Source organism: Mesorhizobium sp. CO1-1-7, assembly GCF_020164885.1.
In the GTDB taxonomy this organism is placed as follows: domain Bacteria; phylum Pseudomonadota; class Alphaproteobacteria; order Rhizobiales; family Rhizobiaceae; genus Mesorhizobium; species Mesorhizobium australicum.
This window is the reverse complement of the sequence record NZ_JAIUHA010000013.1, coordinates 137,242-163,223: the sequence shown is the minus strand read 5'-3', so window position 1 is coordinate 163,223 and position 25,982 is coordinate 137,242. Positions and strand designations below refer to the sequence as shown.

General features: G+C 63.1%; 26 protein-coding genes and 1 other RNA gene. 14 read left to right on the top strand and 13 right to left on the bottom strand.

Translation table 11 applies throughout. From position 1 onward, the window contains the following. Positions 1–7: 7 nt before the first annotated feature. Positions 8–574 carry a methyltransferase family protein gene (locus LB516_RS26265; RefSeq protein WP_224720640.1) on the bottom strand — a complete coding sequence of 189 codons (567 nt, stop codon included), beginning with the start codon at positions 572–574 and terminating at the stop codon, positions 8–10. Between the two features lie 180 nt (positions 575–754). Here LB516_RS26265 and LB516_RS26260 point away from each other — a divergent pair, with 180 nt between their 5' ends. Then, positions 755–1,384: an MOSC domain-containing protein gene (locus tag LB516_RS26260; protein WP_224720639.1), complete on the top strand. Its 630-nt coding sequence runs from the start codon at positions 755–757 to the stop codon at positions 1,382–1,384. 39 nt (positions 1,385–1,423) lie between these two features. Here the strand turns inward: LB516_RS26260 and LB516_RS26255 are convergent, their stop codons facing one another. From LB516_RS26255 to tsaA, 3 genes are all read right to left on the bottom strand, one after another. Then, complete coding sequence (locus LB516_RS26255; RefSeq protein ID WP_140714545.1) at positions 1,424–2,263, bottom strand: SDR family oxidoreductase; 840 nt, start codon at positions 2,261–2,263, stop codon at positions 1,424–1,426. A 152-nt stretch (positions 2,264–2,415) separates the two neighbouring features. Further along, a complete protein-coding gene (locus tag LB516_RS26250) occupies positions 2,416–2,730 on the bottom strand; it encodes a DUF2293 domain-containing protein (RefSeq protein ID WP_140714547.1) in 315 nt (104 codons plus the stop codon). Next, positions 2,727–3,251, bottom strand: coding sequence for a tRNA (N6-threonylcarbamoyladenosine(37)-N6)-methyltransferase TrmO (gene tsaA, locus LB516_RS26245; RefSeq protein ID WP_224720638.1), 525 nt, complete (start codon positions 3,249–3,251; stop codon positions 2,727–2,729). The genes LB516_RS26250 and tsaA overlap by 4 nt, the downstream gene beginning before the upstream one ends. Positions 3,252–3,426: 175 nt before the next feature. Here tsaA and LB516_RS26240 point away from each other — a divergent pair, with 175 nt between their 5' ends. Both LB516_RS26240 and metF read left to right on the top strand, forming a co-directional pair. Further along, the gene (locus tag LB516_RS26240) at positions 3,427–4,449 is read left to right on the top strand and encodes an ArsR/SmtB family transcription factor (RefSeq protein WP_015317182.1); all 1,023 of its coding nucleotides are present in this window, start codon (positions 3,427–3,429) and stop codon (positions 4,447–4,449) included. Beyond that, positions 4,449–5,360 carry a methylenetetrahydrofolate reductase [NAD(P)H] gene (metF, locus tag LB516_RS26235; RefSeq protein ID WP_224720637.1) on the top strand — a complete coding sequence of 304 codons (912 nt, stop codon included), beginning with the start codon at positions 4,449–4,451 and terminating at the stop codon, positions 5,358–5,360. The genes LB516_RS26240 and metF overlap by 1 nt, the downstream gene beginning before the upstream one ends. Positions 5,361–5,793: 433 nt before the next feature. Here metF and LB516_RS26230 read toward each other — a convergent pair whose 3' ends face one another. Beyond that, positions 5,794–6,711 (bottom strand): DMT family transporter, encoded by a 918-nt coding sequence (locus LB516_RS26230; protein ID WP_224720636.1) that lies wholly within the window; start codon positions 6,709–6,711, stop codon positions 5,794–5,796. A 307-nt stretch (positions 6,712–7,018) separates the two neighbouring features. Between LB516_RS26230 and LB516_RS26225 the strand changes: the two genes are divergently transcribed. Then, entirely contained in the window at positions 7,019–8,239 is a 1,221-nt protein-coding gene (locus tag LB516_RS26225) for an alanine racemase (protein ID WP_140873314.1), read from the top strand. Between the two features lie 160 nt (positions 8,240–8,399). On the opposite strand, the gene LB516_RS26220 is transcribed toward LB516_RS26225, so the two are convergent. After that, entirely contained in the window at positions 8,400–9,578 is a 1,179-nt protein-coding gene (locus LB516_RS26220) for a lytic murein transglycosylase (protein ID WP_224720635.1), read from the bottom strand. 172 nt (positions 9,579–9,750) lie between these two features. Beyond that, positions 9,751–10,551, bottom strand: coding sequence for a GH25 family lysozyme (locus LB516_RS26215; protein WP_140726076.1), 801 nt, complete (start codon positions 10,549–10,551; stop codon positions 9,751–9,753). Between the two features lie 287 nt (positions 10,552–10,838). On the opposite strand from LB516_RS26215, the gene LB516_RS26210 reads away from it, so the two are divergent. Next, positions 10,839–12,218 carry a serine hydrolase domain-containing protein gene (locus LB516_RS26210; RefSeq protein ID WP_224720634.1) on the top strand — a complete coding sequence of 460 codons (1,380 nt, stop codon included), beginning with the start codon at positions 10,839–10,841 and terminating at the stop codon, positions 12,216–12,218. A 28-nt stretch (positions 12,219–12,246) separates the two neighbouring features. Here LB516_RS26210 and LB516_RS26205 read toward each other — a convergent pair whose 3' ends face one another. The 5 genes from LB516_RS26205 to LB516_RS26185 all read right to left on the bottom strand — a co-directional run bounded on the left by LB516_RS26205 (position 12,247) and on the right by LB516_RS26185 (position 18,667). After that, positions 12,247–12,555 carry a HigA family addiction module antitoxin gene (locus tag LB516_RS26205; protein WP_015317189.1) on the bottom strand — a complete coding sequence of 103 codons (309 nt, stop codon included), beginning with the start codon at positions 12,553–12,555 and terminating at the stop codon, positions 12,247–12,249. 8 nt (positions 12,556–12,563) lie between these two features. Next, on the bottom strand, positions 12,564–12,860 hold the full coding sequence (locus LB516_RS26200) for a type II toxin-antitoxin system RelE/ParE family toxin (protein WP_140615608.1): 297 nt from the start codon (positions 12,858–12,860) through the stop codon (positions 12,564–12,566). A 163-nt stretch (positions 12,861–13,023) separates the two neighbouring features. Beyond that, positions 13,024–13,689 carry a class I SAM-dependent methyltransferase gene (locus tag LB516_RS26195; RefSeq protein ID WP_224683944.1) on the bottom strand — a complete coding sequence of 222 codons (666 nt, stop codon included), beginning with the start codon at positions 13,687–13,689 and terminating at the stop codon, positions 13,024–13,026. Further along, positions 13,686–14,984, bottom strand: a complete 1,299-nt coding sequence (locus LB516_RS26190; protein ID WP_224683945.1) for a DUF3419 family protein — start codon at positions 14,982–14,984, stop codon at positions 13,686–13,688. The genes LB516_RS26195 and LB516_RS26190 overlap by 4 nt, the downstream gene beginning before the upstream one ends. A 32-nt stretch (positions 14,985–15,016) precedes the next feature. Next, positions 15,017–18,667 (bottom strand): hydantoinase B/oxoprolinase family protein, encoded by a 3,651-nt coding sequence (locus tag LB516_RS26185; RefSeq protein ID WP_224720633.1) that lies wholly within the window; start codon positions 18,665–18,667, stop codon positions 15,017–15,019. 183 nt (positions 18,668–18,850) lie between these two features. Between LB516_RS26185 and LB516_RS26180 the strand changes: the two genes are divergently transcribed. From LB516_RS26180 to LB516_RS26150, 7 genes are all read left to right on the top strand, one after another. After that, complete coding sequence (locus tag LB516_RS26180; protein WP_015317194.1) at positions 18,851–19,063, top strand: hypothetical protein; 213 nt, start codon at positions 18,851–18,853, stop codon at positions 19,061–19,063. 160 nt (positions 19,064–19,223) lie between these two features. Then, positions 19,224–19,943 carry a J domain-containing protein gene (locus LB516_RS26175; RefSeq protein ID WP_041163805.1) on the top strand — a complete coding sequence of 240 codons (720 nt, stop codon included), beginning with the start codon at positions 19,224–19,226 and terminating at the stop codon, positions 19,941–19,943. Beyond that, positions 19,940–20,695 carry an N-acetylmuramoyl-L-alanine amidase gene (locus LB516_RS26170; RefSeq protein WP_224720632.1) on the top strand — a complete coding sequence of 252 codons (756 nt, stop codon included), beginning with the start codon at positions 19,940–19,942 and terminating at the stop codon, positions 20,693–20,695. Before LB516_RS26175 ends, LB516_RS26170 begins: the two co-directional genes overlap by 4 nt. 212 nt (positions 20,696–20,907) lie before the next feature. After that, positions 20,908–21,645, top strand: coding sequence for a lytic transglycosylase domain-containing protein (locus LB516_RS26165; protein WP_224720631.1), 738 nt, complete (start codon positions 20,908–20,910; stop codon positions 21,643–21,645). Positions 21,646–21,709: 64 nt separating this feature from the next. Further along, an RNA gene (rnpB, locus tag LB516_RS26160) (RNase P RNA component class A) lies at positions 21,710–22,109 on the top strand. Positions 22,110–22,287: 178 nt separating this feature from the next. Continuing rightward, the gene (locus tag LB516_RS26155; protein WP_015317198.1) at positions 22,288–22,563 is read left to right on the top strand and encodes a type II toxin-antitoxin system ParD family antitoxin; all 276 of its coding nucleotides are present in this window, start codon (positions 22,288–22,290) and stop codon (positions 22,561–22,563) included. A 27-nt stretch (positions 22,564–22,590) separates the two neighbouring features. Next, on the top strand, positions 22,591–22,863 hold the full coding sequence (locus tag LB516_RS26150) for a type II toxin-antitoxin system RelE/ParE family toxin (protein WP_224720630.1): 273 nt from the start codon (positions 22,591–22,593) through the stop codon (positions 22,861–22,863). Positions 22,864–22,973: 110 nt separating this feature from the next. On the opposite strand, the gene LB516_RS26145 is transcribed toward LB516_RS26150, so the two are convergent. Continuing rightward, the gene (locus tag LB516_RS26145) at positions 22,974–24,089 is read right to left on the bottom strand and encodes a cystathionine gamma-lyase (RefSeq protein ID WP_140714569.1); all 1,116 of its coding nucleotides are present in this window, start codon (positions 24,087–24,089) and stop codon (positions 22,974–22,976) included. A gap of 406 nt (positions 24,090–24,495) precedes the next feature. Between LB516_RS26145 and mraZ the strand changes: the two genes are divergently transcribed. Together mraZ and rsmH are read left to right on the top strand one after the other, a co-directional pair. Continuing rightward, positions 24,496–24,969, top strand: coding sequence for a division/cell wall cluster transcriptional repressor MraZ (gene mraZ, locus LB516_RS26140; protein WP_140714571.1), 474 nt, complete (start codon positions 24,496–24,498; stop codon positions 24,967–24,969). Beyond that, positions 24,966–25,982, top strand: a complete 1,017-nt coding sequence (gene rsmH, locus LB516_RS26135) for a 16S rRNA (cytosine(1402)-N(4))-methyltransferase RsmH (RefSeq protein ID WP_224720629.1) — start codon at positions 24,966–24,968, stop codon at positions 25,980–25,982. The genes mraZ and rsmH overlap by 4 nt, the downstream gene beginning before the upstream one ends.

Below are 25,982 nucleotides of genomic sequence, written 5' to 3'. Positions count from 1 at the left end.
TGCCGCGCTAGGCCGGCGTGAAGGGAACCAGCATCGGCACCCGCTTGGCGTAATCGTCATAGGCGGGTCCGAGTTCGTCGCGCAGGAAACGCTCCTCCAGCCTCGCCTTGATGACGACGCCGATGATGAGCAGGGCTGTACCTGCAATGCCCCAGACCGTGCCTTTTGCCGCCATGGTGGCAAGCACAGCCAGCAGCAGCCCGGTATAGATCGGATCCCGTACCAGGCGATAGGGGCCGGTGTCGACCACGCGATGATCCGCCTTGGCTGTGACCGTGGCGGACCACAACCGCCCGAGATGGATGCGTGCCCACCATGCGAAGCCGATGCCGACCGCGATCAGGGCAACGCAGACCCAGGCTTCGGCAAGGGTCGGCGTCCACAATCTCAGCCTGCCTTGATAGCTGTGCGCTGGAACGAACAGCAGGACGGTGCCGGCCAGCCAGAAGACGCGATAGCGGGCCTCCGCCCCGATGGTGGCGCGCTTTTGGGCTGGATCGGCCCAGGATGCAGCGACGATCCAGGATACCACCCAGAACAGCCAGAGCGCTGCGATGGCCTGTCCAACCTGCATGCGAACCTCCTCCTCCCGACTGGCGCCGAATATATATAGGCGGCGCGGCGGCAATGGGACGCGCTCGCTGCAACATGACGGCATTTCCGGTAATAACGTCGTGATCGGCATCAAACGCAGTGATCGGATCATCAGCGCTTTAGACTGGACCGCATTGTCCGAGGCCTCTAGACCAGCAGCATGCAGGAAACAAACCTAGAACTTTTTCCAGCTGCCGAGCCCACGATCGACATCGTCCCGGGCCGTAAGCTGACGGCAAAGGCAGTGGCGCTCTATGCCGCTCCGTCCGATCATTTCGAGACGAAAGCCGTCGAGGAATTGCATCTTGGCTTCGACGGAATCGCGAATGACTTCCATTCCGGAATGACGCGGCGTTCCGGTGGGCGCGAGCCTTGGTATCCGCGCGGCACGGAGATGCGCAACGAGCGGCAATTGTCGCTGGTCGCCGCGGACGAGCTTTCGATCGTTGCCGAGCGCATGGGCCTGGAGGAGATCAAGCCGGAATGGATCGGCGCCAATATGCTGATCGGGGGTGTGCCACGTCTGTCGATGCTGCCGGCCGGCTCACTGATGTTCTTCCAAGGGGGCGTGACGATCAAAATCGACGCGCAGAACAAGCCGTGCCGGGTCGCCGGGCAATCCATCGCCACGCATGTCCATGCATCGGATCGCGATGCAGCCGCACTGCTCTTCCCGCAGACGGCGAAGCGGCTGCGTGGCCTTGTCGCGTGGGTTGAAAAACCCGGCGTGGTCAGGGTCGGCGAAGAGATTTCGGTGCGTGTGCCGGAGCAATGGATTTACAAGGCATAGCTACGCCGCCCGTAGGCGGCGCAGCTACTACGTTGGGCGTCAGCCCTTGCGGTTCTTGTTGACGCCTTGCGCCATGACGGAGACGTGGTCCCACTTGTCCCAGGTGGCGAGGCGGTTGGCGTATTCCTGGCGTATCATCGGCAGGCCGCCATCGCCGAAGAACACCCTCAGCGGCGGCTCTGCCGCATCGACGATGGCCAGCATCGCCGGCCCGGTCGCCTCGGGATCGCCAGCAACCGAGTTGGCGCGGCGCTCGGCCATCTTGGCGCGGGCGGGCGCATAGGCCTCGATCGGCTTGGAGACCTTGGCCGATGCTCCCGACCAGTCGGTGGAGAAGCCGCCCGGCTCGACCAGCGTGACATGGATGCCGAATTCCGCGACCTCGATGCTGAGCGACTGGCTGAAGGCTTCCAGCGCCCATTTCGAGGCATGGTAGAGGCCGAGCGAGGCAAAGGCATTGACGCCGCCGATCGACGAGATCTGGATGATGTGGCCGGAGCGCTGCGCCCGCATGATCGGCAGGACAGCCTGGGTAACCCACAGTGCGCCGAACACATTGGTCTCGATCTGGTCGCGGGCTTCCTGTTCGCTGACTTCCTCGATGGCGCCGAAATGGCCGTAGCCGGCATTGTTGATGACGACGTCGAGCCGGCCAAAGCGCTTGTGCGCCTCGGCGACAGCGGCATCGACGGCTTTCTTGTCGGTGACGTCGAGCTTTATGGCGGCGATGTTGTCGCCGTATCTATCGACGAGATCGGCGAGCGTGCCGGCGTCGCGAGCGGTCGCTGCAACGCGGTCGCCACGCGCCAGTGCGGCCTCGGCCCAGACGCGGCCAAAGCCCTTCGACGATCCGGTGATGAACCAAACCTTAGATGTCATGATGTGGAATCCTTGCCCCTGCGGGCGCAATTTCTGGATGGAAGCGGAGGCTTCTCCGCTTTCGGGCATATACGGCCTGTTCCGTGATTTTCCAGAGGCGAGGGGGAATCTTTTTGAACAAGACGCAGAGCGCCATCTCCCCGGCAGTGGCGTCATTCCTCCTCGTCGTCGGCGTCGAGCAGGCGCGTGGCGCGCCAGCGCGTGAGCATGGTGTTGGTTTGCTCGATGACGAAGAAACGGGCGGAGTCGCGGTCATACCCCTCGGCCAGCAGCTTTTCGTAATCGGTGTGCATGTGGCGGATGTGGGCGATTGTCGCCAGCCATACCGCGATCGTCGGCGGCAAGGTTTTCATATGGACCGAGCCGGCGTCGGTGCGGATCTTCTCCATGTCGGCATAGGGCGCCAGCGGCAGAAGTGCTGTCAAAGCCTTGGCTATGGCGCGGCGGCGGCCGGTGGGCGCGGTCATTGCTCCCCGCGCCCCTCAACGGTCGCCTCGGCAAAGGCATCGGTCGAGGCGAAATATGGTTTGATGTCGATGACCGGCGTGCCGTCGAGCACGTCGATGGCGTCGAGGTCGACGCGCCCAGTGCCGATGTCCAATCCGACGAGCTTGGCTATGTGCAGGCCGATTGGGTTCGGCCGGGCAGGGGAGCGCAGGCCGAATACGCCTTTCGCTTCAGCCGCATGGCGGGGTTTCTGCACAATCAGATTCCGCGGCGCGTGGTGCAGCCAGGACAGGATGACGACGTGGCTGGCGCGCTCCAGCCCGCGCAGGCCCGCACGATAGGGCGCATCGATGGCCAGCACCGCGGGCTGTCCCGCCTCGCGCGCGGCGCGCATGTTCTTCGGGCAGCTATCCCGGGTGATCCACGGCGAGGCAATACGGCCGATGAAAACGATGCCGGCGTCCGGCGGCATCAAGGCAGGATCCTGGTCCAGTCTCTGCTCGCCTTCGCGAGCCTCGAACATCTCACGCGGTTCGGTCATTGCCTGTCTCTGTGCTGGTGCATGCCATTGTCTCAAAACCGCTAGACGTTTCGGGCTGATCCGGACCGGGAAATCACGGATGCGGCATTTTCTGGTCCGGAAGCGACATAGCGCTTGCAAGGTCGCCGGATTCGACATAAACATATGTTTATATCTTTTCAAAGAGAATACGCTGATGCATGTCTCGCTCGACACCATGGTGGATACGCTGAAGGCGGCGGCCGAATCCAGCCGCCTGCGCATATTGGCATTGTTGTCGCGTGGCGACCTCACCGTTTCCGACCTTACCGAAATTCTCGGCCAGTCGCAGCCGCGTGTCTCGCGCCACCTGAAGCTGCTGCTCGAGGCGGGGCTGATCGGCCGCTACCAGGAAGGGTCGTGGGCGTTCTTCCGCCTGTCGGACGCCGATTCGGCGCGAGACTTCGTGATGAGGCTGGTTGCCGGCATTCGCGGCGCCGATCCGCAGGTCGAGCGTGATCTGGAGCGACTGACCTCGGTCAAGCGCAAGCGCCAGGACCGCGCCACCGCGTACTTTTCGCAGAACGCCGCAAGCTGGGATCATATCCGCTCGCTGCATGTGCCCGACCGTGCGGTGGAGGCCGCGATGCTGAAGCTGGTCGGCAAGCGGCCGTTCCAGTCCATGCTCGACCTTGGCACCGGCACCGGGCGGCTGCTCGAAATCTTCTCGCCGCTCTACCGGCGGGGGATCGGCATCGACATGTCGCGAGAGATGCTGACCGTGGCGCGCGCCAATCTCGACAAGGCCGGCGTTTCGAACGCGCAGGTGCGGCAGGGCGATATCTTCTCGCCGCCGGTCGAGCGCGATGCCTTCGATCTCGTCACCATCCACCAGGTGCTGCACTATCTCGACGACCCGGCCCGCGCCATCCATGAGGCGGCGCGGCTGCTTCGCCCGGCCGGCCGTCTCGTCATCGTCGATTTCGCGCCGCACACACTGGAATTCCTGCGCGACGAGCATGCGCATATGCGGCTGGGCTTTTCCGACCGGCAGATCGGAGAGTGGTTCTCCGAAGCCGGCCTCGATCTCGAGGATGCCCAGGAGTTCGAACCGCGCGGCGGCAACGAGGCCAGGCTCACCGTCAAGCTTTGGCTTGGCCGCGACCGGCGCCTGCTGATCGCCGATCCCGCCAATGCCAGCCAGCAGACCAGAGTGAGCTCGATAGGGGAAATCGCCTGATGAACCAGTTTCGTTTTTCCCGCCGGCCCGATATCGGCGACAAGGTCAGGGTTTCGTTCGAGTTCTTCCCGCCGAAGAACGATGAGATGGAGGCAAGACTGTGGGATACGGTCACAAGGCTCGAGCCGCTGCAGCCGAAATTCGTCTCGGTGACCTATGGCGCCGGCGGTTCGACGCGTGAGCGCACGGCGCGCACCATCGGCCGTATCCTGAAGGAGACCAGCCTGACGCCGGCCGCGCACATGACTTGCGTCGATGCCGCTCGCCATCAGGTCGACGCCGTGATCCAGGAATTCACCGACATGGGGGTGAAACGCTTCGTCGCCTTGCGCGGCGATCCGGCGGAAGGCGTCGGCGCCGCCTACCGACCGCATCCGGACGGCTACGCCAACGGCGCCGAGCTGGTCGGGGCGCTGAAGCACGCCGGCGATTTCGACATCTCGGTTTCGGCCTATCCGGAAAAGCATCCGGAAAGCCCTGACTTCGCCACCGACATCGACATGCTGAAGCGCAAGGTCGACAACGGCGCGACGCGGGCGATCACCCAGTTCTTCTTCGACAACGATCTCTACGAACGTTACGTCGAGCGCGCGCGCCGTGCCGGCATCTACATCCCGATCGTTCCGGGCATCCTGCCGGTGCACAATTTCACCCAGGTCGCCAATTTCTCGGCGCGCTGCGGCGCGCTGGTGCCGGCATGGCTGGCCGAGCGTTTCGACGGCCTGCAGAACGACCCTCAGACGCATGCGCTGGTGGCATCCGCCGTCGCCGCCGAGCAGGTTATGGACCTGGTCGAGCGTGGCGTGGGCGATTTCCACTTCTACACAATGAACCGGGCCGACCTCGTCTTCGCGGTCTGCCATATGATCGGCATCCGCTCGCATGAGGTGGCGGGCTCCGCTGCTGCCTGAGGGTCAGTCAGGTAAGCAAAAGGCCGGGTAAAAACCCGGCCTTTCGAATCGGTTGGACTATTTGCTGCTGGTCTTCCCCGTCTTGGCGGGTTCAGGGAAGGACGCCCATAATGAGGGCGCCGATGAAAGCAAACGCAGCACAAATCATCAATGCGTTGATTGGCCTCGTAAGTCCCATGACATAGCCTCCTCTTAAAGAGCTATGCCCTGGAGTCTAGGTTCATTTGTGCCACAGGCAAGCGGAAAATGTGCTGCATTGCGACGTGATTGTGGATTTTGCGACTTCGGTTTCGCCGTTAGCCGTTGAAACTCCTTGGCAAAACCCGCTTCATGCCTGTGAATAAATTATGGCGGTGGCGTGTCGATGCTGTGTCATGGCAGCGCTACCCTCGCGAAAGTCGCCTTCGACTTTCGCGATTGCACACGCCGAGCTCTAACGCCGTCCGAACACTCGCCCGTCGATTGTCAGAAGACCAAGTCCGATCAGCACCACACCGCCGATCTCGAAAAATTCCAGCCGCTCGCCCAGGAAAAGAAAGCCGAGCAGCATGGCGCTGGCCGGCACGATCAGCGTGACCAGCGAGGCGTTGGTTGCGCCGGCCGAGGCGACGAGGTTGAAGTAGAGGATGTAGGCGAAGGCCGTCGAAAGAAGCGCCAGCGCCAGCACCGCCGCCCACACCGGCGCCGAGGCGGAGAACAGGCCGGCCGGGCCATGGGCGAAGAGCACCACCGGGATCATGATGATGGTCGAAGCCGTCAATTGCCCGGTGGCGACGACTGGCGAGGGCACGCCCTTGAAACGGCGGGCGACCATCAGCGCGATACCGTAGGACAGCGAGGCGCCGATCAGCGCGAATTTGGCCCAGACAGGGCCGCCGAGCCCCGCCAGCAGGCCGGGACCGATCATCACAGCGGTGCCGGCGACACCGAGCCCAATGCCGGCGAGCTTGTTCCAGGACAGCTTTTCATCTGGTGTCAACGCGTTGGCCAGGATCAGCGTCCAGAACGGCGTCGTGGCATTGAGGACGGAAGCGACGCCGGCCCCCAGTTGGGTTTGACCGGCAAAGATCAGCGAGAAGGGGATGACATTGTTGGTGAAGGCCAGCAGGAAGAACAGGCCGGCATGCGGCAGAGCGAGGCGGAAGGACGGTCCGCGCAAGCCGAGATAGAGCTGCAGGGCTATCGCCGCGATGGCGACGCGAAACAGCACCAGCACCAGCGGTTGAAGCTCCGCCACCGCGATGCGGGCGAAGAAGAACGAGCCGCCCCAGATGGCGCCGAGCAGCAGCAATTGCACCCAGTCCCTGAGCGTCATCGGTCCGCGTGGCGCAGATACAGCGGTCACTGCCATATGAATCCTCTCCAGACAGCCGGAATGCCAGCCGACAGGCGGAAGCCATATCTGGTCCCGGGGCAAGGGCCACCCGAAACCCGACCGGCAGCCAAGCCTTTCGGCAAAGGCCAGTGCCGTGCCGTCAGGAGCACGAGACACAGAATTGTTTTCGTTGCAGCGCCGCGCGCCTCCAGAGATGCGCAAAGGACGCTTGCAAGGCTCATCCCTGGCGCATGATCCTTTCCGAAAGTCGAAATAACTTTCGGGGTCATGCGCCAGCCGCTAGCTTGGATTAATTGTGCGAGCTGAAGTCGAGGATTCGTCCATGCAGCGATTCGAGAATGCAAGCGAGGCGGCACTGGCGCTTCGTCCGGACGACCCGGTCTACTGCTTCCGCCCGCAGGTCTTGAAGGCGGATGCGAAGCAGTTCATGGGCATGTTCCCCGGCAAGACCGCCTACGCGGTCAAGACCAATGGCGAGCAGATCGTGCTGAAGACGCTGGTCGAGGCCGGCGTCACCGCCTTCGACGTCGCTTCACCAGGCGAGTTTGCCGCCGTGCGCGCCGTCTCGCCGGATGCGGAGATGCTCTACATGCATCCCGTCAAGGCGCAGTCGGACATCAAGCTGGCTTTGGAGAAATACGGCATTCGCGTCATCTCGCTCGACCATGAGGACGAGATCACCAAGCTGACCCGTGTGGTGCGGGCGCTCGATATCGACCCGGGCGCGGTCAGCGTCTTCGTGCGTGTGCAGACAAAGGGCCATGCCGCCTACGAGCTATCCAAGAAATTCGGCGCCGGGCCTGCCTATGCGGTCGAACTCGCCGAGCGGCTGAACCGCACCGGCTACAAGGTCGGCCTGTGTTTCCATGTCGGCAGCCAGATCGAGGATCCCGACACCTATGAGCGGGCGTTGGCCTCGGCCGACTGGGTGCGCAACCGGCTGACCTTCGACATTGCCGGGCTCGACGTCGGCGGCGGCTTTCCGGCCGAATATGGCCATGATCCCAACCGCAAGCAGATCGAGATGCCGTCGCTCGGCCAGATCATGTCACGGCTGTCAGGCGACCTGAAGGAGTACCAATTCGATCAGATACCGCTGGTGGCGGAGCCGGGCCGGGTGATCGTGGCGCGCTGCCTGTCGCTGATCGTGCGCGTGCTGTTGCGCAAGGGCAAGCGGCTCTACATCAATGACGGTATCTGGGCGTCGCTGTCGGATTCGTGGACCGGCAAGATCACGCTGCCGGCGCGGTTCATTCCCGATCCGGCGATCCGTACGCGCAATGGCGATGAGAAGAACATCGTGCCGTTCAAGGTCTGCGGCGCGACCTGCGATTCCGTCGACATCCTGTCGCGGCCGTTCTGGCTGCCGGAAACCGTCGACACCGGCGACTGGATCGAGATCGGCCATATCGGCGCTTACTCGCTGTCGCTCAGAACCCGCTTCAACGGCTTCTATCCCGACACCTTCGTCGAGGTCACGACGCCCTTCGACGAGGGCGACGCGCCGGTGGGGTTCGCGAGTTTGGAGACGATGGCGGATTAGGAAAAAAGGGGTGAGTAGTCAGTAGTCATGAGTAGTCGATAGTCAGCAGGGAATCTCTATATCTCACTACCCACTACCCACTACCCACTACCCACTACCCACTACCCACTACCACTACCCACTACCCCTACCCCTACCCACTACTCACTACTCGCTCTCTTCACAATTTTCCCAACAGCTCCGGCGTCGGCCAGCCATCCACCGGCAGGCCCAACCGCATCTGTTCCTTGCGGATGGCTTCACGGGTGTTGGTGCCCAAAATGCCGTCGACGGTGCCGACGTCGTAGCCCCTGGCCTCGAGCTTGGTCTGCAGTTCTTTCATCTGCTCATTGGTGAGGCCGGGCTCGGGATTGCGCGGGTCGAGCGGCGGCGCGCCCGCCAGCCGCGCGGCGAGGTTTGCCGCCGTCAGCGCGTAGGTGAAGGACTGGTTCCATTCGAGATAAACGTCGAAATTCTCGTAGGTGAGGAAGGCCGGGCCCTTGCGGCCCATGGGCAGCGCCAGGCCGGCCTTCAGCCCCTTGTCGGCCAGCGGCGAGCCGTCGGGGTTGGTGACGCCCCACTGCGCCCACTGTGTCAGCGGCAATTTGTTGGTGCGCCCGGTCTGGTCCCACGGCATCTCTTCGGGCACACGCACTTCCTGGATCCAGGGTTCGTCCCGTTTCCAGCCGCGCGACAGCACCTTGTTGCCCGTGGTCATGATCACGTCGGGCACGGAGCCGCGCAGATCGATCTTGCCGTCGCCGTCGCCATCGATGCCGCGCGCAAGATAGTCGGACGGGAGAATCTGCGTCTGGCCGATCTCGCCGGCCCAGGCGCCGGTGACGTCGGCCGGCAGCACGCCGCGATCGATCAGTTCCAGGAGCGGCACCAGTTGCTGGCGGAAAAGCTGCGGGCGGCGGCAGTCATGCGACAGCGTCGCCAATGCGCTCAGCGTATGGAAATCGCCCTGCACGGCGCCGAAATCCGTTTCAAGCGCCCAGAAAGCGGTGATGACGGGGGCCTGGACGCCGAACTGCTGGTCGGCGCGGGCGAAGATGTCGGCGTATTTCTTCATGTTCGCCGCACCTTGCTTCAGCCGGTAAGCCGAGATCATGCGGTTGGAAAACTGGACGAAGGTCTGCGTGAAGACGCCCTGCGCACGGTCGCGCGCCAGAGCCCTCTCGTCGATCCTGGCGTCCTCCAGCGCATCAAGACCGACCGCGCCGACACCGGCAGCCTTGGCTTCCGCCGCCACACCCTGCTTCCAGGTTTCGAAATCGCCGCCGCATTCCTGCGCCATCGCTGGCAAGGCCGTGGCGCACAAGAACAGCGCCGCGAGGGCTTGGGAACGCAGTCGCATCAGCTTCCTTTCGAAACGAGAGGGCATTGTCGTGCCTGAAAGCGCAACGCCCTGAATTACCAGCGGTTGCACTCTTTAGCGCTGGCTGTGTCGAAAGCAGGCGGCAGGCCCGGTGTCAACGGCTGATCTGTCGCAATCACTATTCCCGCGGCTTGCTGCCGTTGCCACGGCGTCAGCGCGTGTTCTGCCGCAGCCACTTGTTCCAGGCGGATTCGGAGCCGTTGAAGACGTTGATGTCGGACTTGCCGGTCATGCCGGGAACGATGCCGGTTCCGGTGTACTGCCAGAAGGTGAAAGGGTGGCTGCCATATTTCTCGCGCGGGTGTCCGGCGACCGAGCGCAGCCAGTAGGGATAGCCGCGGAAGGTCGACAGTTCATTGTCGTCGAAGAAGTCGACCGAGGTGTAGATGATCGGCTTCTTGCCGTAATGCCGCTCGACGATTTCGAGGAAGGTCGTCATCTCCGCGCGCACCGTGGCGGCGTCGGGGCGCAGCCGGCAGGTCGGCGAGTTCGGGTTCCATTCCATGTCGAGAACCGGCGGCATGGCGGAGCGGTCGGCGGGGACATTCTGGATGAACCAGCGCGCCTGGGTGGCTGCCGGCGTGCAGAAATAGAAGAAGTGATAGGCCGCGCGTGGAATCCCGTTGGCTTTCGTGCGCGCCCAGTGCTCGCTGAAATACTCATCGAAACGATCGCCGCCTTCCGTTGCCTTGATGAAGGCGAAGGAGATGCCGCTGGCCTTGGCCGCCGGCCAATCGACCGAGGTCTGGTATTTGGAGACGTCGGTACCATGGACGGCATAATTCCACGGCGCACCGCTGTCCCACTCATGCGGCTTTGAATCGGCAAAGCGCGGCGCGCGCACGGCCACCGTCGGACTGCTCGACGCGGACGGCGACAGCGGCGAGAGATCGTCCACGGTCGAGCAGGCGCCGAGCAGCGTCAGCATGAAAAGGGCCGCAAGACGGCGCATCGCAACTTCCAAGCCGGAATCAGCCGGTCGCTGATGGGTCTGTGCACTGATGGCCGAAGCTGGTCTGGCCCTCTCCAGGCGATCGCCCCACGCATCGCCTGGCATATTCGTTTTTCATGCATGTCGTGTCCCAAAACCGCTGAGCGCTTTTAGGCGACATGCATCCCTGTGATCGCCGATCATGGTTGATATCTGGTTTATGGCGCTCGACAAGAGGCCCGATTTTGCGGAAGCAATGGCGGCAATTCGATGACATAAGCGTCAGGCGAATGCCTGGGAGGCAATGGATGCGGTTCGTCGTCAAGATCGTCAAATGGCTGCTTGGCCTGATCGTGCTGGCTATCGCCGCGCTGTTTGCCTGGCTCTATATCGCGCCGCCGGAACTGATCCGCGTCGGCTCGGGCTATTCGGCCAAGATCGTCTGCTCCAACGTCTTCATCGCCGGGCGCGATGCCAACGAGGTGCTGGCAGTCGACGTGCAGGCGCCGGGCCACCCGCTGCTGCGCTTGATGCGGGTTTCGGTCGACAAGAACCGGGGGACGGTTTCGGCCGGCCTGCTCGGCTTCCTCGGCAAGAGCGAGGCGGTTGCCCGCGACGGGCTGGGCTGCGCCTCCGTCCCCGACGGCGATGTCGGCAAGGCGCGGCGCACGGCAATCCATGCCTCGCCATCGCCGACCAATCAGGACGCGCTGTGGCCCGAGGGCGAGCGGGTCGATGCCTCGCAGAAGCCCGAGGTCTCGAAGATTGTCGGGGACGCCGCGCTGGCCGGCACCGGTATGCGCGCGATCGTGGTGATCAAGAACGGCCGCGTCGTCGCCGAACGCTACGGCGACGGTTTTTCGGCCAAGACGCCGCTGCTCGGCTGGTCGATGACCAAGACAGTGAATGCCGCTATCGTCGGCACGCTGGTCAAAGATGGGAAGATGACGGTCGACAACAAGGGCCTGTTCACGCCGTGGAAGGCCGACGGCCGCGCCGCGATCAGCCTTGCCGACATGATGGCGATGTCGAGCGGGCTGGAGTTCAACGAGGATTATGGCGACGTCGCCGACGTCACGCGCATGCTCTATCTCGAACCTGACATGGCGGGCTTTGCCGCAACCAAAACCCTCACCGGTGAGGTCGGCAAGACGTTTTCCTATTCGAGTGGCACGGCGGTGATGCTGTCGCGCTTCTGGCAGGACGCGATCGGCGACAAGGCCAAGGCATTGACGTGGCCGCGCATGGCGCTGTTCGAGCCGCTCGGCATGCGTAGCGCGGTGCTCGAGACCGATGAGCAGGGCACTTTCGTCGGCTCGTCCTATCTCTACGCCACAGCGCATGACTGGGCCCGCTTCGGCCAGTTCCTGCTGCAGGGCGGTGTATGGAACGGCAACCAAATCCTGCCGGCCGGCTTCGTGGAATGGATGCGCGAGCCGGCATCCGCCTCGAAGGTCTACGGCAAGGGCCAGTTATGGATCGAAGCGCCGGGCGACGAGGAAAACCCCGGCGCCGGCGTCGCGGCCGGGCTGCCGAAGGACACTTACTGGATGGAGGGCCATGACGGACAGACCGTCGCCATCATTCCGTCTGAGCAATTGGTGGTGGTGCGGCTCGGGCTAACGCCGGCCAAGTTCAACTACCGCCCGCAAGCAATGGTGGGAGCGCTCGTGAAGGCGCTGCATTAAGCGGCAGTCGGTTGCTGTAGAGTTTCTTCTAGGCCGCGGTCGCCAAAGGCTTGGCGCGATCAATCCGCGCCCGCTCCTCGGGTGAATTCATGACCTGCCAAAGATCGCTGCGGCGCTGCACGTTGAGCCAGAAATCCGGGCTGTTGCCAAAGACCCGCGCCAGAATGAGCGCGGTCGCGGCCGTCACGTTGCGGCGGTCGTTGCACAATTCGTTGACATGCTTGCGCTGAACCCCCATCGCTTCCGCCAAAGCAGCCTGTGTCAGGCCAAGTGGTTGCATAAATTCTTCCGTGAGGATTTCACCCACCGTTGCCGGCTTGCGTGTGGTCATCAACATGTGTCGTCTCATCTGTAGCTATGATCGTCGAGATGGATATCCGACGCTTCACCACGGCCGCCATTCCACCGAAAGATCAGCCGCCATTGGTTGTTGACGCGGATTGAGTGGAAGCCATCGAGACTACCACGCAACTTTTCGAAGTGATTGCTCGGCGGTACGCGCAAATCCTGATCGGTCGTCGCGTCATCGATCATCTGGAGCTTGCGGAACAACCGGCCTTCAAGATCGGACGGAATGTTGCGGGAATGGATGTCTTCCACGAAAAAGGCTCGCAGCCATCCGTCCCGAAACCCGACGATCACTTTCTATCTCCAGCATGGAGATAGTGTACCACCCTTTGGGTCATTCTGCAATCGCGAAGGGCGAACCCTGCTGATCGCGTTCACCGGATTGACCTTCGAATTGGAGCGTTGGGCCGCCGATGGCGAAAGCGCGCCGGGTTCTACGGCTGTTTTGTCTGCGATGTCAGGTGCCGAGCTTGATCACAGCCAGCCAGGAATAACCGTGATAAAGCGTGCGGAAACGGAAGGTTGCGCCGGTTCGCTCGGCTTCCGATTCCAGAACGTCGCGCAGGGATTCACGCGGCGTGACGTGGAATTTTTTCAGCCAGCCGCGCAGCAAGGTACGGAACCAGCCTGGCAGACCTTCCTGCTGGCCGAAATCGACGACGTGCAGCGAGCCCATCGGGGCCAGCGCGGCAAGTGCTGCCGATACCGTCTTCTCCCAGCCCGGGATCATCGACAGCGAATAGGATACGAAGACGCGGTCGAAGCTGCCTTGGCCAAACAGCGCCTTCGGGTTGAAATCCGTGGCATCGCCCCTTGCCAGCATGACGCGATCAGAGAGGCCTTCGCGGGCAACCGCGGCGCCTGCCGTCTCCAGCATTTCGGCCGAAATATCGAGGCCGAAGAAGCGCGCGTCTGGATAGGCGCGGGCGGCGAGGATGATGTTGCGGCCGGTGCCGCAGCCGAGTTCAAGCACGGTGCCGCCCGATGGCACGTTCAGTCCCGATATCAGCTTGTCGCGGCCGAGAAGGTAGTATTTGCGGGTCAGGTCGTAGATGTGGCGCTGCCAGCGGTAGACGCCGTCCATCAGTTCGGCGTGGCTGGCCGGCAGCTCCGTCGTGCTCATGCGGCGCGCTTCACATAGAGGTGGAAGCCGCCATAGATGGCCGAGCGGTCGCGGGCCGAGAATTCGCGCGAGGCCTCGTTCTGGTAATCCCACTGGTCGAGAAGCGAGGTGGAAACGCGGCCCGGCAGCAGGCTGGGCTCGGCAGCGGTGCGGAAAATGACGCGCGCCCCAGTGGAGGCGGAGCGGGTGATTTCCGACCACAGTGCATTGAGCTGGTCATCGGTCATCCAGTCCTGCGCGTCGAGCAGGATGAAGCGGTCGACGGCGCCGGCATCCTTGCCGGCGAGGAATTCGATCAGGTTGGCGTGATGGATGGCGACGCGGTCGACATTGCCGCGGATGGTCTCGTAATTGTGCTTTTCCAGATAGGCGGGCAGGGCGGCCTCGCCTGGTTCCGGGTAGCGGCGAGCAAAGGCCTGCCAGGCGAAGTAATTGTTTTCCAAGGGGAAGTCGCAGGCAAGCTTTTCCAAGCGGGCCTTAAGCACGCTGGCCATGGTGCCGTCGCCGGAGGTGATCAGCGAATCATACTGCGCCGGCGGAATGCCGAGACCGAACAGCGAGGCTTTTCGCGAGGTCGCCCATTTCAGAAGCTTCCTGTCGAAGACCGGCGCCAGCTCCTCGTTGAAGAAGCGGCGCTGTTCGCCGATATTCCTGGCTTCCATCATGCGGGCCGGGTTGACGCCGAACAATTTCGCCGTGCGGTGGCCCATGGCGATGAACAGGCCGAGCAGGCCGGTCTGGTAGAAATTGCGGTCGAAGACACCAATACGCCGGCGGCCGCGCCAGTTGCGGTGTTCCCAATAGTGGCGGCTGACCGGGTCGAGATGCGGCGCGATGAAACGGTCGTAGGCTTCCGAATTGTGGCTGGTGTCGGCGGCGCCGAAGAAGCGGAACAGGTCGCTCTGCGAAGGCAGATGGCGGACTGCCTCAAGCTTCATGCGGTTCAGCGCGATGTGAGCGGCGTTGAGGTCGACAGCGTCGATCCGTGCCGGCGAACGGGTAAGGTAGGCCAGGATGTTGCAGCCGCCGGAAGCGATGGTGACGACGCGATGACCCTGGCCAAGTTGCATCGCGTCCATGTCGACGTCAGGATCTTCCCAGATCTGCGGATAGACAAGGCCGGAAAACAGGAAGGCGAACAGCCGCTCGGAAATGCCAGCTTTCGAAAGCGGGCGGTTCTGGTAGACGGCTTTTCCAACTTCCTTGCCGCGGCGAAAAACCAGGTCCGAGGAGACGTCCGTCATGGCAAAGTGATTCCCCATTTGCTTTGCCGCAAGCGGGTACCGCAGGGTCATGACAGGCCGGTGACAGCCTGTTGACGTCTCTCTTACAGCTTGCCAAACCCGCCCGGCGTCGGCGTCGTCACGATGACGGCCTCGCCAGCGTCGAGAACGGTCTGGTCGCAGGCCTTCAGCACGTCGACCGTGCCGTCGTTGCGGCGGACCTTGGTCGAGCCGACTTCGCCGTCGCCGCCGCCATCCAGCCCCCGTGGCGGGCGGTTGCGGTGCGAGGACAGAATCGCGCATTCCATTTTCTCGAGGAAGCGGATGGTGCGTTTGGTGCCGTCGCCGGCGTTCCATTTGCCCTTGCCGCCCGAGCCTTCGCGGATGTGAAAATCCTCCAGCACCACGGGAAAGCGCAGTTCAAGCACCTCCGGATCGGTTAGGCGCGAATTGGTCATATGGGTGTGCACGCCGGAGGTGCCGGCAAAGCCGCGGCCGGAGTTCATATGGCCGGCCGGCGAGCCGGAACAGATGGTCTCGTAATATTGGTACTTCTTGTTGCCGAAAGTCAGGTTGTTCATCGTGCCCTGCGCATTGGCCATCGCGCCCATGGCGCCGAACAGCGCATTGGTTACGTGCTGCGAGGTCTCGACATTGCCGGCGACGACGGCGGCAGGATAGGCGGGCTTCAGCATGCAGCCGTCGGGAATGACGATGTTGATCGGCCTGAGGCAGCCGGCATTCATCGGGATCATGTCCTCGACCATGACGCGGAAGGCGTAGAGCACGGCCGCGCGCGCCACCGGCTCAGGGGCGTTGAAATTGTTCTTCATGACAGGCGACGTGCCGGTGAAGTCGACGGTCGCCTCGCGCTTTTGGCGATCGACCGTGATCTTCACCTTGATGACCTGGCCGGTATCGGTCGGATACTCATATTCCGACGTGTCCGGTAGCCGCTCCAGCACCCGGCGCACGCTCTCGGCGGCATTGTCCTGGACATGGCCCATATAGGCCTCGACGACATCAAGCCCGAAATGGGAGACCATCTTGCGCAGTTCGGCGACACCCTTCTCGTTGGCGGCAATCTGTGCCTTGAGATCGGCGATGTTCTGGTGCGGATTGCGGGCGGGGTAGCGATGGTCGGTGAGCAGCGTATGCAGCTCCGTCTCGCGGAATTTTCCGCGGTCGACGATGCGGAAATTGTCGAACAGAACGCCTTCCTCGTCGACCGTGGTGGCGAGCGGCGTCATCGAGCCCGGGGCGGTGCCGCCAATGTCGGCATGGTGGCCGCGCGAGGCCGCCCAGAAGAGGATGTTTTTCCTGATGTCGTCGAACACCGGTGTCACCACGGTGATGTCGGGCAGATGCGTGCCGCCATTATAGGGGGCATTCAAGGCAAAGACGTCGCCGGGATGGATGTCGCCGGAGTTGAGCCGGATAATGGTTTCGACCGAACGGTCCATGGAGCCGAGATGCACCGGCATGTGCGGCGCATTGGCAACCAGCGCCCCGGTGTGGTCGAAGACAGCGCAGGAAAAATCCAGCCTTTCCTTGATGTTGACGGAATAGGCGGTGTTCTGCAGCGTCACGCCCATCTGCTCGGCGATCGACATGAAGAGATTGTTGAAGACTTCGAGCATCACCGGATCGGCTTGCGTGCCCAGGGCAGCGGCGCGCGTCTTCTTTTCCGTGCGACGAATGACGACGTGATTGAGGTTGGTGATTTCGGCCCGCCAGCCCGGCTCGACGACGATGGTCTGGTTCGGCTCGATGATCAAGGCGGGGCCGACGACCAGATTGGACGGACCGAGGGTCTCGCGACGGTAGACGCCAGCTTCATGCCACCGGCCTTCCGTGTAGATACGCCGGGTCTCGGAAGCGGCTGGATGGACCCTTGCCGGTCCGGCAGGCGCAGGGGCCTCGGCGCTGGTCTGGCCGGTTTCGGTGCCTTCGACGCCGACGGTCTCGACCATCATCGGCTTGTCGTCATAGACGAAACCGAATTGCGCTTTGTGGGCGATTTCGAAATCGCGCTTTGCCTGGAAAATCGAGTCGTTCTCAAAATTTACCGGCAGCGTCGTGTCGGTGCCGTCATAGCGAATGTGCAGTACCGGCCTGGTGGCAACCACGTCCTCGGCGATGCCTTGCGCCGCCAGCTCCGCGATAACGGCCTTTTTCAAGGTGGCGATGAGGCCGCCAATCTCCGTTCTGGACTCTTCGGCGAGCGGCTTGAGCAACGCCTGCTGGCGCGAGGCGAACACCGAGGCCAAGCCGATGCCATAGGCCGAAAGCAGGCCGGAGAAGGGATGGATCAGCACGGCCTCCATGCCAAGCGCGTCCGCGACCAGGCACGCGTGCTGTCCGCCGGCGCCGCCGAAGCAGTTCAGGAGGTATTCGGTGACGTCGTAGCCGCGCTGCACGGAAATCTTCTTGATCGCATTGGCCATGTTCTCGACCGCGATGGTGACGAAGCCCTCGGCGACCGATTCGGGCGGCCGGCCATCGCCGATCTCAGCGGCAAGTGCCGCGAATTTCGCACGTACGGTTTGCGCGTCGAGCGGCGCGTCCTGGCCGGAACCGAAGATCGACGGGAAGAAGTCGGGCTGCAGCTTGCCGAGCATCACATTGGCATCGGTCACCGCCAGCGGGCCGCCGCGCCGGTAGGCGGCGGGGCCGGGATTGGCGCCCGCGGAGTCCGGTCCGACGCGGAAACGCCCGGCCTCGTAGTGCAGGATCGAGCCGCCGCCGGCGGCGACCGTGTGGATGCGCATCATCGGCGCGCGGACGCGCACACCGGCGACTTCGGTGTCGAAGGCCCGTTCATACTCGCCGTCATAGTGGGCGACGTCGGTGGACGTGCCGCCCATGTCGAAGCCGATGACCTTGTCGAAACCGGCGAGCTTCGCCGTCTCGACCATGCCGACCACGCCGCCGGCCGGGCCCGACAGCAATGCGTCCTTGCCCTGGAACATGTCGGCGGCGGTGAGCCCGCCAGAAGACATCATGAACATCAGGCGAGGGGATTCGTTGTTTTTTCCCGCCGCACCCGGTTCTCCCGCCACCCCCAGTTCTCCCGCCACCCTTTGCACATAGCGCGACAGGATCGGCGACAGATAGGCGTCGACCACCGCGGTGTCGCCGCGGCCGACCAGCTTGATCAGCGGCGAGACCTCGTGGCTGACCGAGACCTGTCCGAAACCAAGCTTGCGGCAGACCTTGGCCACGGCCTTCTCGTGATCGGGATATTTCCAGGCGTGCATGAAGACGATCGCCACCGCATCGATGCCATCGGCTTTCGCTTGTTCTATGGCCGGCCGGCAGGCTGATATGTCGAGCAGCCGTTCGACGCGGCCGTCGGCGAGCACACGCTCGTCGACCTCGATGACGCGCTCATAGAGCTGTTCGGGAAGGATGATCTCCTTGGCGAAGATGTCCGGTCGCGCCTGGTACGCAATCCCTAACGCATCGCGAAACCCCTTGGTGATGAGCAACAACACGCGGTCGCCCTTGCGCTCCAGGAGGGCATTGGTGGCCACGGTCGTGCCCATCTTGATGTCGCCGATCAGGCTGGACGGGATCGCGGCGGCCGGTTCAAGGTCGAGCAGGTCGCGGATGCCCTGAATGGCCGCATCGGCATAGGCCTCAGGATTCTCCGACAGCAATTTGCGCGGATGCAGCCCGCCTTGCGGGTCACGGCCGATAATATCGGTGAAGGTGCCGCCGCGATCGATCCAGAAATCCCATTTCGCGGTCATGCGGCTGTCTCCGGTATTCGTTTTCGTTATCGTTGTTAAAGCGCCCAAGCGCCGGCAGCAATGTCGCCTGCATGCCATTGATGTTACAGGCGGAAACGCAACGTTATGAAACCCATGGCCGTCCGGGGCATTTCTCCTTCGACCGTTCACCGCAACGTGAACGTGTGTTGAAGGAGAGACGTAATGAAAAAGCTCATTCTTGCTTCGGTGTCCGCCCTGGCCCTGCTGGGCGTTGCCGCCTGCAGCGACAGTGGCACAGGCACTGACAACACCACCACGCAGAGCACCAATCCGCCGGCTGCCGAGCAGCCGATGAAGCCCGCGGCCCCGGCCGATAATTCGACCAAGCCTGCCGAGCCGGCTCCGGCAACGCCCGCTCCTGCGCCCGCGCAGTAGTTTGTAAGCAGTAGGTGTCTTGGGAGGAAGGCCGGCTTCATGCCGGCCTTTCTCGTGGAGACCGCGCTCGGGACCGTGGATCGTCGGTGGCCACGGACCCGATAGAGAGTGGCCGTTATTGGCTTGATAGCGGGGACCGGTTGGCTCTATGAAGCTGGCCATGTCGATTTGGGACCGCCTCGGCGACTTCATCACGCGGGTTTCGTCTTCAACCACGTCAGGCGTCGCCGACGTGGTTGAAGCTGTGCGCACGGTTTTCTCCGGCGATGCCGACCTGCGCCGCCGCGTCGCCTTCTCGGTGGCGATGATCGCGCTGTCGGCCAAGATGGCCAAGGCCGACGGTATCGTCACCCAGGATGAGGTGCGCGCCTTCCAGGAAATTTTCGAAGTGCCGCCGAAGGAGACGCGCAACGTCGCGCGGCTGTTCGATCTGGCCCAGCGGGATGTGGCCGGTTTCGAGACCTATGCCGAGCGCATGGCGCAGCTCTGCGGCTCCGGGCACTCCAATTGCGTGATGCTGGAAGACATACTCGATGGCCTGTTCCACATCGCCAAGGCCGATGGGTTGGTGCATGAGCGCGAAGGCATCTTCCTGCACCGTATCGCCGAGATCTTCCGCATTGACGAGACGCATTACGAATCGATCATGGCGCGGCACGTCAATCTTGGTGCCGGCGACCCCTATGTCGTCCTCGGCATCGAGCGGGGCAAGCCGTTCGAGGAGGTCAGGAAACGCTATCGCAAGCTGGTGTCGGACAACCACCCGGATCGGCTGATCGCGCGCGGGCTGCCGCAGGAATTCATCAAGATCGCGACGACCAGGGTCGCGGCGATCAACGCCGCCTACGAGATGATCGAGCGGGGCCTGCGGCACGCATGAGCGGCTTCCTGCCCGACGAGCCAAGCGCCGAGGTCAGGGTATCGCCGAATTTCGGGCCAAGGCGCGACGCGCAGAAGCCCGACATGATTGTGCTGCACTACACGGGCATGGCCACCGGGGCCGCGGCCGAAGCCTGGCTGTGCGATCCGGCGAGTGAAGTCTCGTCGCATTATCTCGTCCATGAGAATGGTCACGTCGTGCAGATGGTGCGGGAAAGCGATCGCGCGTGGCACGCCGGCCAGAGTTCCTGGTTCGGACGCACCGACATCAATTCCTGCTCGATCGGCATCGAAATCGTCAATCCCGGCCATTCACTGGGCTATCCCGGCTTTCCGCAACGTCAGATCACGGCGGTCATCGAGCTGTGCAGAGGGATTGTCACGCGGCACGCGATCACTCCCCAGCGGGTGTTGGCGCACTCCGACGTGGCGCCGGGGCGCAAGATCGATCCCGGCGAGAAGTTCCCATGGGCCGCGCTGTTTAAGGCCGGTGTCGGTCATCTCGTGCCGGCCGCTCCCGTCAGGCGCGGAGCCGCGCTGAAGTCCGGTGACCGCGGTGCCGATGTGGAGACGCTGCAGTCGATGCTGTCGCTTTATGGCTATGGCGTCGAGATATCGGGCATCTTCGACGACCGGACACGAATTGTCGTTGAGGCCTTTCAACGGCATTTTCGACCGCGCCGGATCGACGGAATCGCCGACGGCTCGACGATGCGCACGCTGCAGAAACTGCTTGCTTCCGCGAGGAATTGACGTCAGGTCAAGAGCGGGTCCAAGTAATCCTCGCTGGTCATAAAGTTACAAACTGTCACTGAAAGTGACTTGCCTCGCCTTCATTGGCGCCAAATCGGACTTCAAAGGGCGTTCCGTACAGTTTGTCGGACGTCCATCCCCCCGGGTGTTCCGATATTGATCAAGCGATGCCCCGCGAAGATCTTCGCGCGGCCCCAACAGAACAGGATCACATGCAGAAATTGACCGTTTTAACGGCAGCTCTTGCTGCCGGGGTAATGAGTTTTGCCTTCAGTGCGGCCGACGCCGCGCCGTTAAGCCCACGGGCCGACCAGGGCCTCGTCGCGGCATCCGCCAAAGGCAAGGCCATTTCGGCCAAAAGCAACAAGACGACGAAGCAGGTTTCCGCGAAAGTGGAAAAGGCAAGCTGGGCCAAGGCAAGTGGGACCAAGGCAAGTAAGACTGGGGCAGGGAAATCCTCCGCCAGGAGGCAGACAAAGCGCGGCCGCAAAACCGTGGACATGACGACGACGGCATCGATCGGTCTCGGCAACGTCGCTGCGGCGACCGCAGCGGTGACGAGCGGTGGCCAGTATTCCGCGATTGTCGGCCGCTACGCGGCCACCTACGGGGTTCCGGTGTCGCTGGCCCAGGCCGTGATCAAGATCGAAAGCAACTACCGGCCGAACATGGTCGGCGGCGCCGGCGAGATCGGGCTGATGCAGATCAAGCCGGCAACCGCGCGCATGATGGGTTACAGCGGGTCGGCCAAGGGCCTGTTCGATCCCGACACCAACATCAAATACGGCATGAAGTACCTCGCCATGGCGCGCGACCTCGGCGGCGGCACGACCTGCGGCACCATCCTGAAATACAATGCCGGCCATGGCGCCACCCGCATGAACCCGGTTTCGGCGGCCTATTGCAGCAAGGTCAAGGTCCAGTTGGCGGCTGTCGGCGCACCGGCTTGACAAGAACCGGGCACGACGGCTTTTTCGGTTGCGTTTTGCGGTGTGAACCCCTTTATACGCCCTGCCAGCTGGCCGGGCGGCCGCACCCGCAAACGCCGAAAGGCCGCGGGTGAGGAAAGTCCGGGCTCCATGGAAACACGGTGCCGGTTAATGGCCGGCGGGGGCGACCCCAGGGAAAGTGCCACAGAAAGCAAACCGCCACGACTTTGTCGGGGTAAGGGTGAAAGGGTGGGGTAAGAGCCCACCGCGCGACTGGCAACAGGAGCGGCACGGTAAACCCCACCGGGAGCAAGACCGAATAGGGGCGGTGCGAGGGGGAACCCTCGAGGGCTGTTTCCGGCCCACCGTCCGGGTAGGTTGCGTGAGGCGCATGGCAACATGCGCCCAAGATGAATGGCCGCCACGTTCTCGCCTCGCAAGGGGCGAGGGCCATACAAAACCCGGCTTACAGGCCAGCTGGCAGTTCCTCTCCACGACATTTGGGATAAAGCCTTTGGTGCCAGAAGGTTACGCCCATGGGCGCAGCTTCTGATTCAACGCATGGCGCTGATTTGCCCCGCCGCAAGACAGAGATATCCGCCGACTTTCTTGAAATTGGTGCGATTAAATCGTACCGTCACGGCTCATCATCAGGAGCCTATCATGGGTCAGGTCGACAAACGCAGCATCACGCTTTCGCCGGAATTGGCTCAGGCGGTCGACGATGTGGTCGCGGCTGGAGAATACGCCTCGGCGAGCGAGGTGATCCGCGATGCGTTGAGGCAATGGAAGGACCGCCGCGACCTGATGGGCTACACGGTTGAGGAACTGCGCAAGCTGGTGCAGCAGGGGATCGACAGCGGGCCTGGTCGGTTTGCCTCGATGGACGAAATCAAGGCGGAGGCCCGCAGGCGTTTGCGATCTGACGACGCGGCATGAAGTTGCTGCCAATCGACCGCAGCGCTCGTGCGGAAGAGGATTTGGTTGCGATCTGGCTTTCATATTGCGGGCAACAACGAGGCAGCAGCGGACCGGTTGCTTGATCGTTTAGCGGCAAGATGGCGGCAATTGTCGACTTATCCCTTCTCAGGTGCGCCACGCGACGACATTGCGCCGGGTATCCGCCATCTGATTGTCGGCGAATATCTCACCTTGTACCGGGTCGGCGGTGATGCGATCGAAGTTCTTCGCGTGCTGCATGGTCGTCGTAACATCGAAGCCAATGACCTCGGCTCCTAAGCAATCCAGGAGAAGCGCTAGTGCTTTGCGGAATCGCGTAATTGCGTAAAACAAGGAGTTAGGGCGGTTCAGCGATTCCATCAGACGCTGACCCGCTCGTGGTCGATTTGTCAGTCGCTGATCCTGTCCAGCGAGGCCTCGATCGCCTTCCAGAGTTCTTCCACGGGCTCACAACCGACCGATAGGCGAACGAAGCCAGCCGGAACCGCGTCGCCTCGCTTCAAGCGCCGCTCGGCCGAGGTGTGGACGCCGCCGAAGGAGGTTGCGGCCTGCATCAGGTCGCAATTGTTGATGAAATCCTCGGCTTTCTGCTCGGAAGCGAGTTCGAAGGAGATGAGGAAGCCGAAGCGCTCCATCTGGGCGCGGGCAAGATTGTGCGAGGGATCGCCTTCGAGGCCGGGATAGCGCAGGCCGTTGATCGCCCGATGGCCTTGCAGGCGCCGCGCGATCACTTCCGCCGACGAACACATGCGGTCGAAGCGCACATCCAATGTTTCCAGGCCGCGATGCACCAGCCAGGCTTCGAACGGCCCGGGGATGCTGCCCGAGACCTCGCGCCAGCCGGTCACGGCGGCGATGATATCCGCATTGCGGCTGGCAACATGTCCGAACAGCACGTCGGAATGGCCATTGGGTGCCTTGGTGTCGGCGGCGACAACGATATCGGCGCCGTGATCGAGAGGACGCTGGCCGAAGGGCGTCATCGTCGTGTTGTCGACCACCAGCAGCGCGCCGGCCTTGTGGACGGCTTCGGCGACAGCGGCGATATCGCAGATGTCCAGCCCCGGATTGGCCGGCGTTTCGACGAAGGCCAGGCGGTAGCCCGCAAAACCGCCGTCGAGGAAAGTCGACGTCGGCCGGACATCGTAGGAGACGCCGAGCGGTTTCAGGAAGCGATCAGCCAGCGCCCTGGTCGTGTGATAACCGTCCGAAGGCAGCAGGACATGGTCGCCGGCCTTGAGCACGGCAAAGAATGCCGCCGAGATCGCTGCCATCCCCGAGGGAAAACCGACGCAGGGCGCATCTTCCAAATGAGACAACATGTGTTCGACGGCATCCCAGGTGGGGTTGCTGAAGCGGCCATACTGATTGAAGCCGGTGGCATCGCCCGGTGCATGGAAGATGGCGGCCATGGTCAGTGGCAGGGGAATGGAATCGCCCATGGCAAACCCGCTGCGACGCAAATGGGGAAGGGCCGCGGCGCGCGATTTGGCAGTTTCAGACATCGAGTTTCAAATCCCTTGGCGATCGGTGAGATGGGGAGACGCTATGCCGGGCCGCGGCTCGCGGCAAGGCGCCTCCAGTTGGACCAGCGCGGCTCTAAACGGTTCGTTAGGCTTAATGATCGATAAATACGAGACGTGCCGTCAAAGCCTTCTCGTCGCCGTGATGCGCATGTTTGTGAAGCCTATTCCCGTTGACGCCCATAGTGCCCCATGATATCCCATTTCGACATCAAAGCCTTCGTTCCGCGTCAGGGTAAAGCGTACGCCAATCGGGCAGCCGCGGCGGCTGCGCGTTTGCCGTTTTTTGCCCGTGTGGACGAGGTTGGTGCGGGGCAGACGCAGCGCTGCGGTGGCGCGTGCGACACGATGAAGAGGGGTGCGGCCGCGCAGGCGGCTGCAACGTGTGATGGACCGGTTTCTGTCGAACACGGTGAGCAGGATCGATGCGAAGGGGCGGGTGTCCGTTCCGGCGCATTTCCGTGCCGTGGTGCAGAAGCGCGGCTATTCGGAACTCTATGCACTGCGGTGCCTGGATCTGCCGGCGATGGATGTCGGCGGGCTCGATCTGCTCGATCGCTACGAGCAACGCATCGCGCGGGAAGACCCGTTCCTGCAGGCTGCGGACGACATGTCGTTCTTCTGCCATGGCGACGGAGCGTTCCTGAAACTCGACCAGGACGGCCGCATCACCATGACCGATTTCATTCGCGAACATGCCGGCATTTCCGCGGAGGTGGCCTTTGTCGGGCGCGGCAATTTCTTTCAGATCTGGGAGCCGGGACGGCTTGCGACCTACGGCGCGCAGGCGCGGGCCAGGCTTTTGCAGCTTCGGCAGGGCACGAAGACTCACGAGGCCAAGGCTGGGGAGCGACCGGAATGACGGTGGGCCACGGCGATGATATCAACGCCGTTGGCGGATCGGTCCGCCACATTCCGGTGCTCCTTGGCGAAGTGCTGGAAGCGCTGGCGCCGGCGGAGGGCGACATCGTCATCGACGGCACGTTCGGCGCCGGCGGCTATACCAAGGCGATACTGGCGACCGGCGCGTCCGTTGTCGCCATCGATCGCGATCCGGATGCCATCGCGGCCGGCCGCGACCTTGAGGCGCAATCCGGCGGCCGGCTGAAGCTGGTGCAGGCGCCGTTCTCGACGCTCGACGAGCACGTCGAAAGCGTCGATGGCGTCGTGCTCGACATCGGCGTTTCCTCCATGCAGCTCGACCAGGCCGAGCGCGGCTTTTCCTTCCGCAACGACGGACCGCTCGACATGCGCATGGCGCAGGCGGGCCTGAGTGCTGCCGATGTCGTCAACAGTTTCAAGCCGGGCGACCTTGCCCGCATCTTCGGCTTCCTCGGCGAAGAGCGTCACGCCGGCCGCATCGCCCGCATGATCGAGGCGCGCCGGGAAAAACGCCCATTCGAGCGCACGCTCGAACTCGCCGATGCGATCGAAACGCATATTGGACGCGCGCCGAAGGACAAGATCCATCCGGCGACCCGCGTCTTCCAGGCGCTGCGCATCTTCGTCAATGACGAGCTCGGCGAACTGGCCAGGGCGCTGTTCGCGGCCGAACGCACGCTGAAGCCCGGTGGACGGCTCGCCGTGGTGACGTTCCATTCGCTGGAAGACCGCATCGTCAAGCGCTTCATCGCCGACCGCGCCGACGCCATGACCGGCTCGCGCCACATGCCGGAGGCGCAGGCGCGCACCGCGACATTCCGCAAGGCTGGTGGCGGGGTGACCGCAGGCGACGCCGAGATTGCAGCCAACCCGCGCGCCCGCTCGGCCAGGCTGCGTGCCGCGATCCGCACCGAGGCTCCGGCGCGCGGCGACGATTTTTCGATTTTCGGCCTTCCAAAGCTTCCCGGCATCGACCGGCCGGGGGAGAGGTAA

Coding starts and splice junctions, on each gene's coding strand:
- LB516_RS26205 (WP_015317189.1), bottom strand. CDS start 12,555: ATGTTGATGACCACACGCAAGCCGGCAACGGTGGGTGAAATCCTCACG.
- LB516_RS26240 (WP_015317182.1), top strand. CDS start 3,427: ATGCATGTCTCGCTCGACACCATGGTGGATACGCTGAAGGCGGCGGCC.
- LB516_RS26185 (WP_224720633.1), bottom strand. CDS start 18,667: ATGACCGCGAAATGGGATTTCTGGATCGATCGCGGCGGCACCTTCACC.
- LB516_RS26170 (WP_224720632.1), top strand. CDS start 19,940: ATGAGCGGCTTCCTGCCCGACGAGCCAAGCGCCGAGGTCAGGGTATCG.
- LB516_RS26260 (WP_224720639.1), top strand. CDS start 755: ATGCAGGAAACAAACCTAGAACTTTTTCCAGCTGCCGAGCCCACGATC.
- LB516_RS26210 (WP_224720634.1), top strand. CDS start 10,839: ATGCGGTTCGTCGTCAAGATCGTCAAATGGCTGCTTGGCCTGATCGTG.
- rsmH (WP_224720629.1), top strand. CDS start 24,966: ATGACGGTGGGCCACGGCGATGATATCAACGCCGTTGGCGGATCGGTC.
- LB516_RS26165 (WP_224720631.1), top strand. CDS start 20,908: ATGCAGAAATTGACCGTTTTAACGGCAGCTCTTGCTGCCGGGGTAATG.
- LB516_RS26225 (WP_140873314.1), top strand. CDS start 7,019: ATGCAGCGATTCGAGAATGCAAGCGAGGCGGCACTGGCGCTTCGTCCG.
- LB516_RS26175 (WP_041163805.1), top strand. CDS start 19,224: ATGTCGATTTGGGACCGCCTCGGCGACTTCATCACGCGGGTTTCGTCT.
- tsaA (WP_224720638.1), bottom strand. CDS start 3,251: ATGACCGAACCGCGTGAGATGTTCGAGGCTCGCGAAGGCGAGCAGAGA.
- LB516_RS26145 (WP_140714569.1), bottom strand. CDS start 24,089: ATGTCTGAAACTGCCAAATCGCGCGCCGCGGCCCTTCCCCATTTGCGT.
- metF (WP_224720637.1), top strand. CDS start 4,449: ATGAACCAGTTTCGTTTTTCCCGCCGGCCCGATATCGGCGACAAGGTC.
- LB516_RS26180 (WP_015317194.1), top strand. CDS start 18,851: ATGAAAAAGCTCATTCTTGCTTCGGTGTCCGCCCTGGCCCTGCTGGGC.
- LB516_RS26230 (WP_224720636.1), bottom strand. CDS start 6,711: ATGGCAGTGACCGCTGTATCTGCGCCACGCGGACCGATGACGCTCAGG.
- LB516_RS26250 (WP_140714547.1), bottom strand. CDS start 2,730: ATGACCGCGCCCACCGGCCGCCGCCGCGCCATAGCCAAGGCTTTGACA.
- LB516_RS26255 (WP_140714545.1), bottom strand. CDS start 2,263: ATGACATCTAAGGTTTGGTTCATCACCGGATCGTCGAAGGGCTTTGGC.
- LB516_RS26190 (WP_224683945.1), bottom strand. CDS start 14,984: ATGACCCTGCGGTACCCGCTTGCGGCAAAGCAAATGGGGAATCACTTT.
- LB516_RS26220 (WP_224720635.1), bottom strand. CDS start 9,578: ATGCGACTGCGTTCCCAAGCCCTCGCGGCGCTGTTCTTGTGCGCCACG.
- LB516_RS26215 (WP_140726076.1), bottom strand. CDS start 10,551: ATGCGCCGTCTTGCGGCCCTTTTCATGCTGACGCTGCTCGGCGCCTGC.
- LB516_RS26155 (WP_015317198.1), top strand. CDS start 22,288: ATGGGTCAGGTCGACAAACGCAGCATCACGCTTTCGCCGGAATTGGCT.
- LB516_RS26195 (WP_224683944.1), bottom strand. CDS start 13,689: ATGAGCACGACGGAGCTGCCGGCCAGCCACGCCGAACTGATGGACGGC.
- LB516_RS26265 (WP_224720640.1), bottom strand. CDS start 574: ATGCAGGTTGGACAGGCCATCGCAGCGCTCTGGCTGTTCTGGGTGGTA.
- mraZ (WP_140714571.1), top strand. CDS start 24,496: ATGGACCGGTTTCTGTCGAACACGGTGAGCAGGATCGATGCGAAGGGG.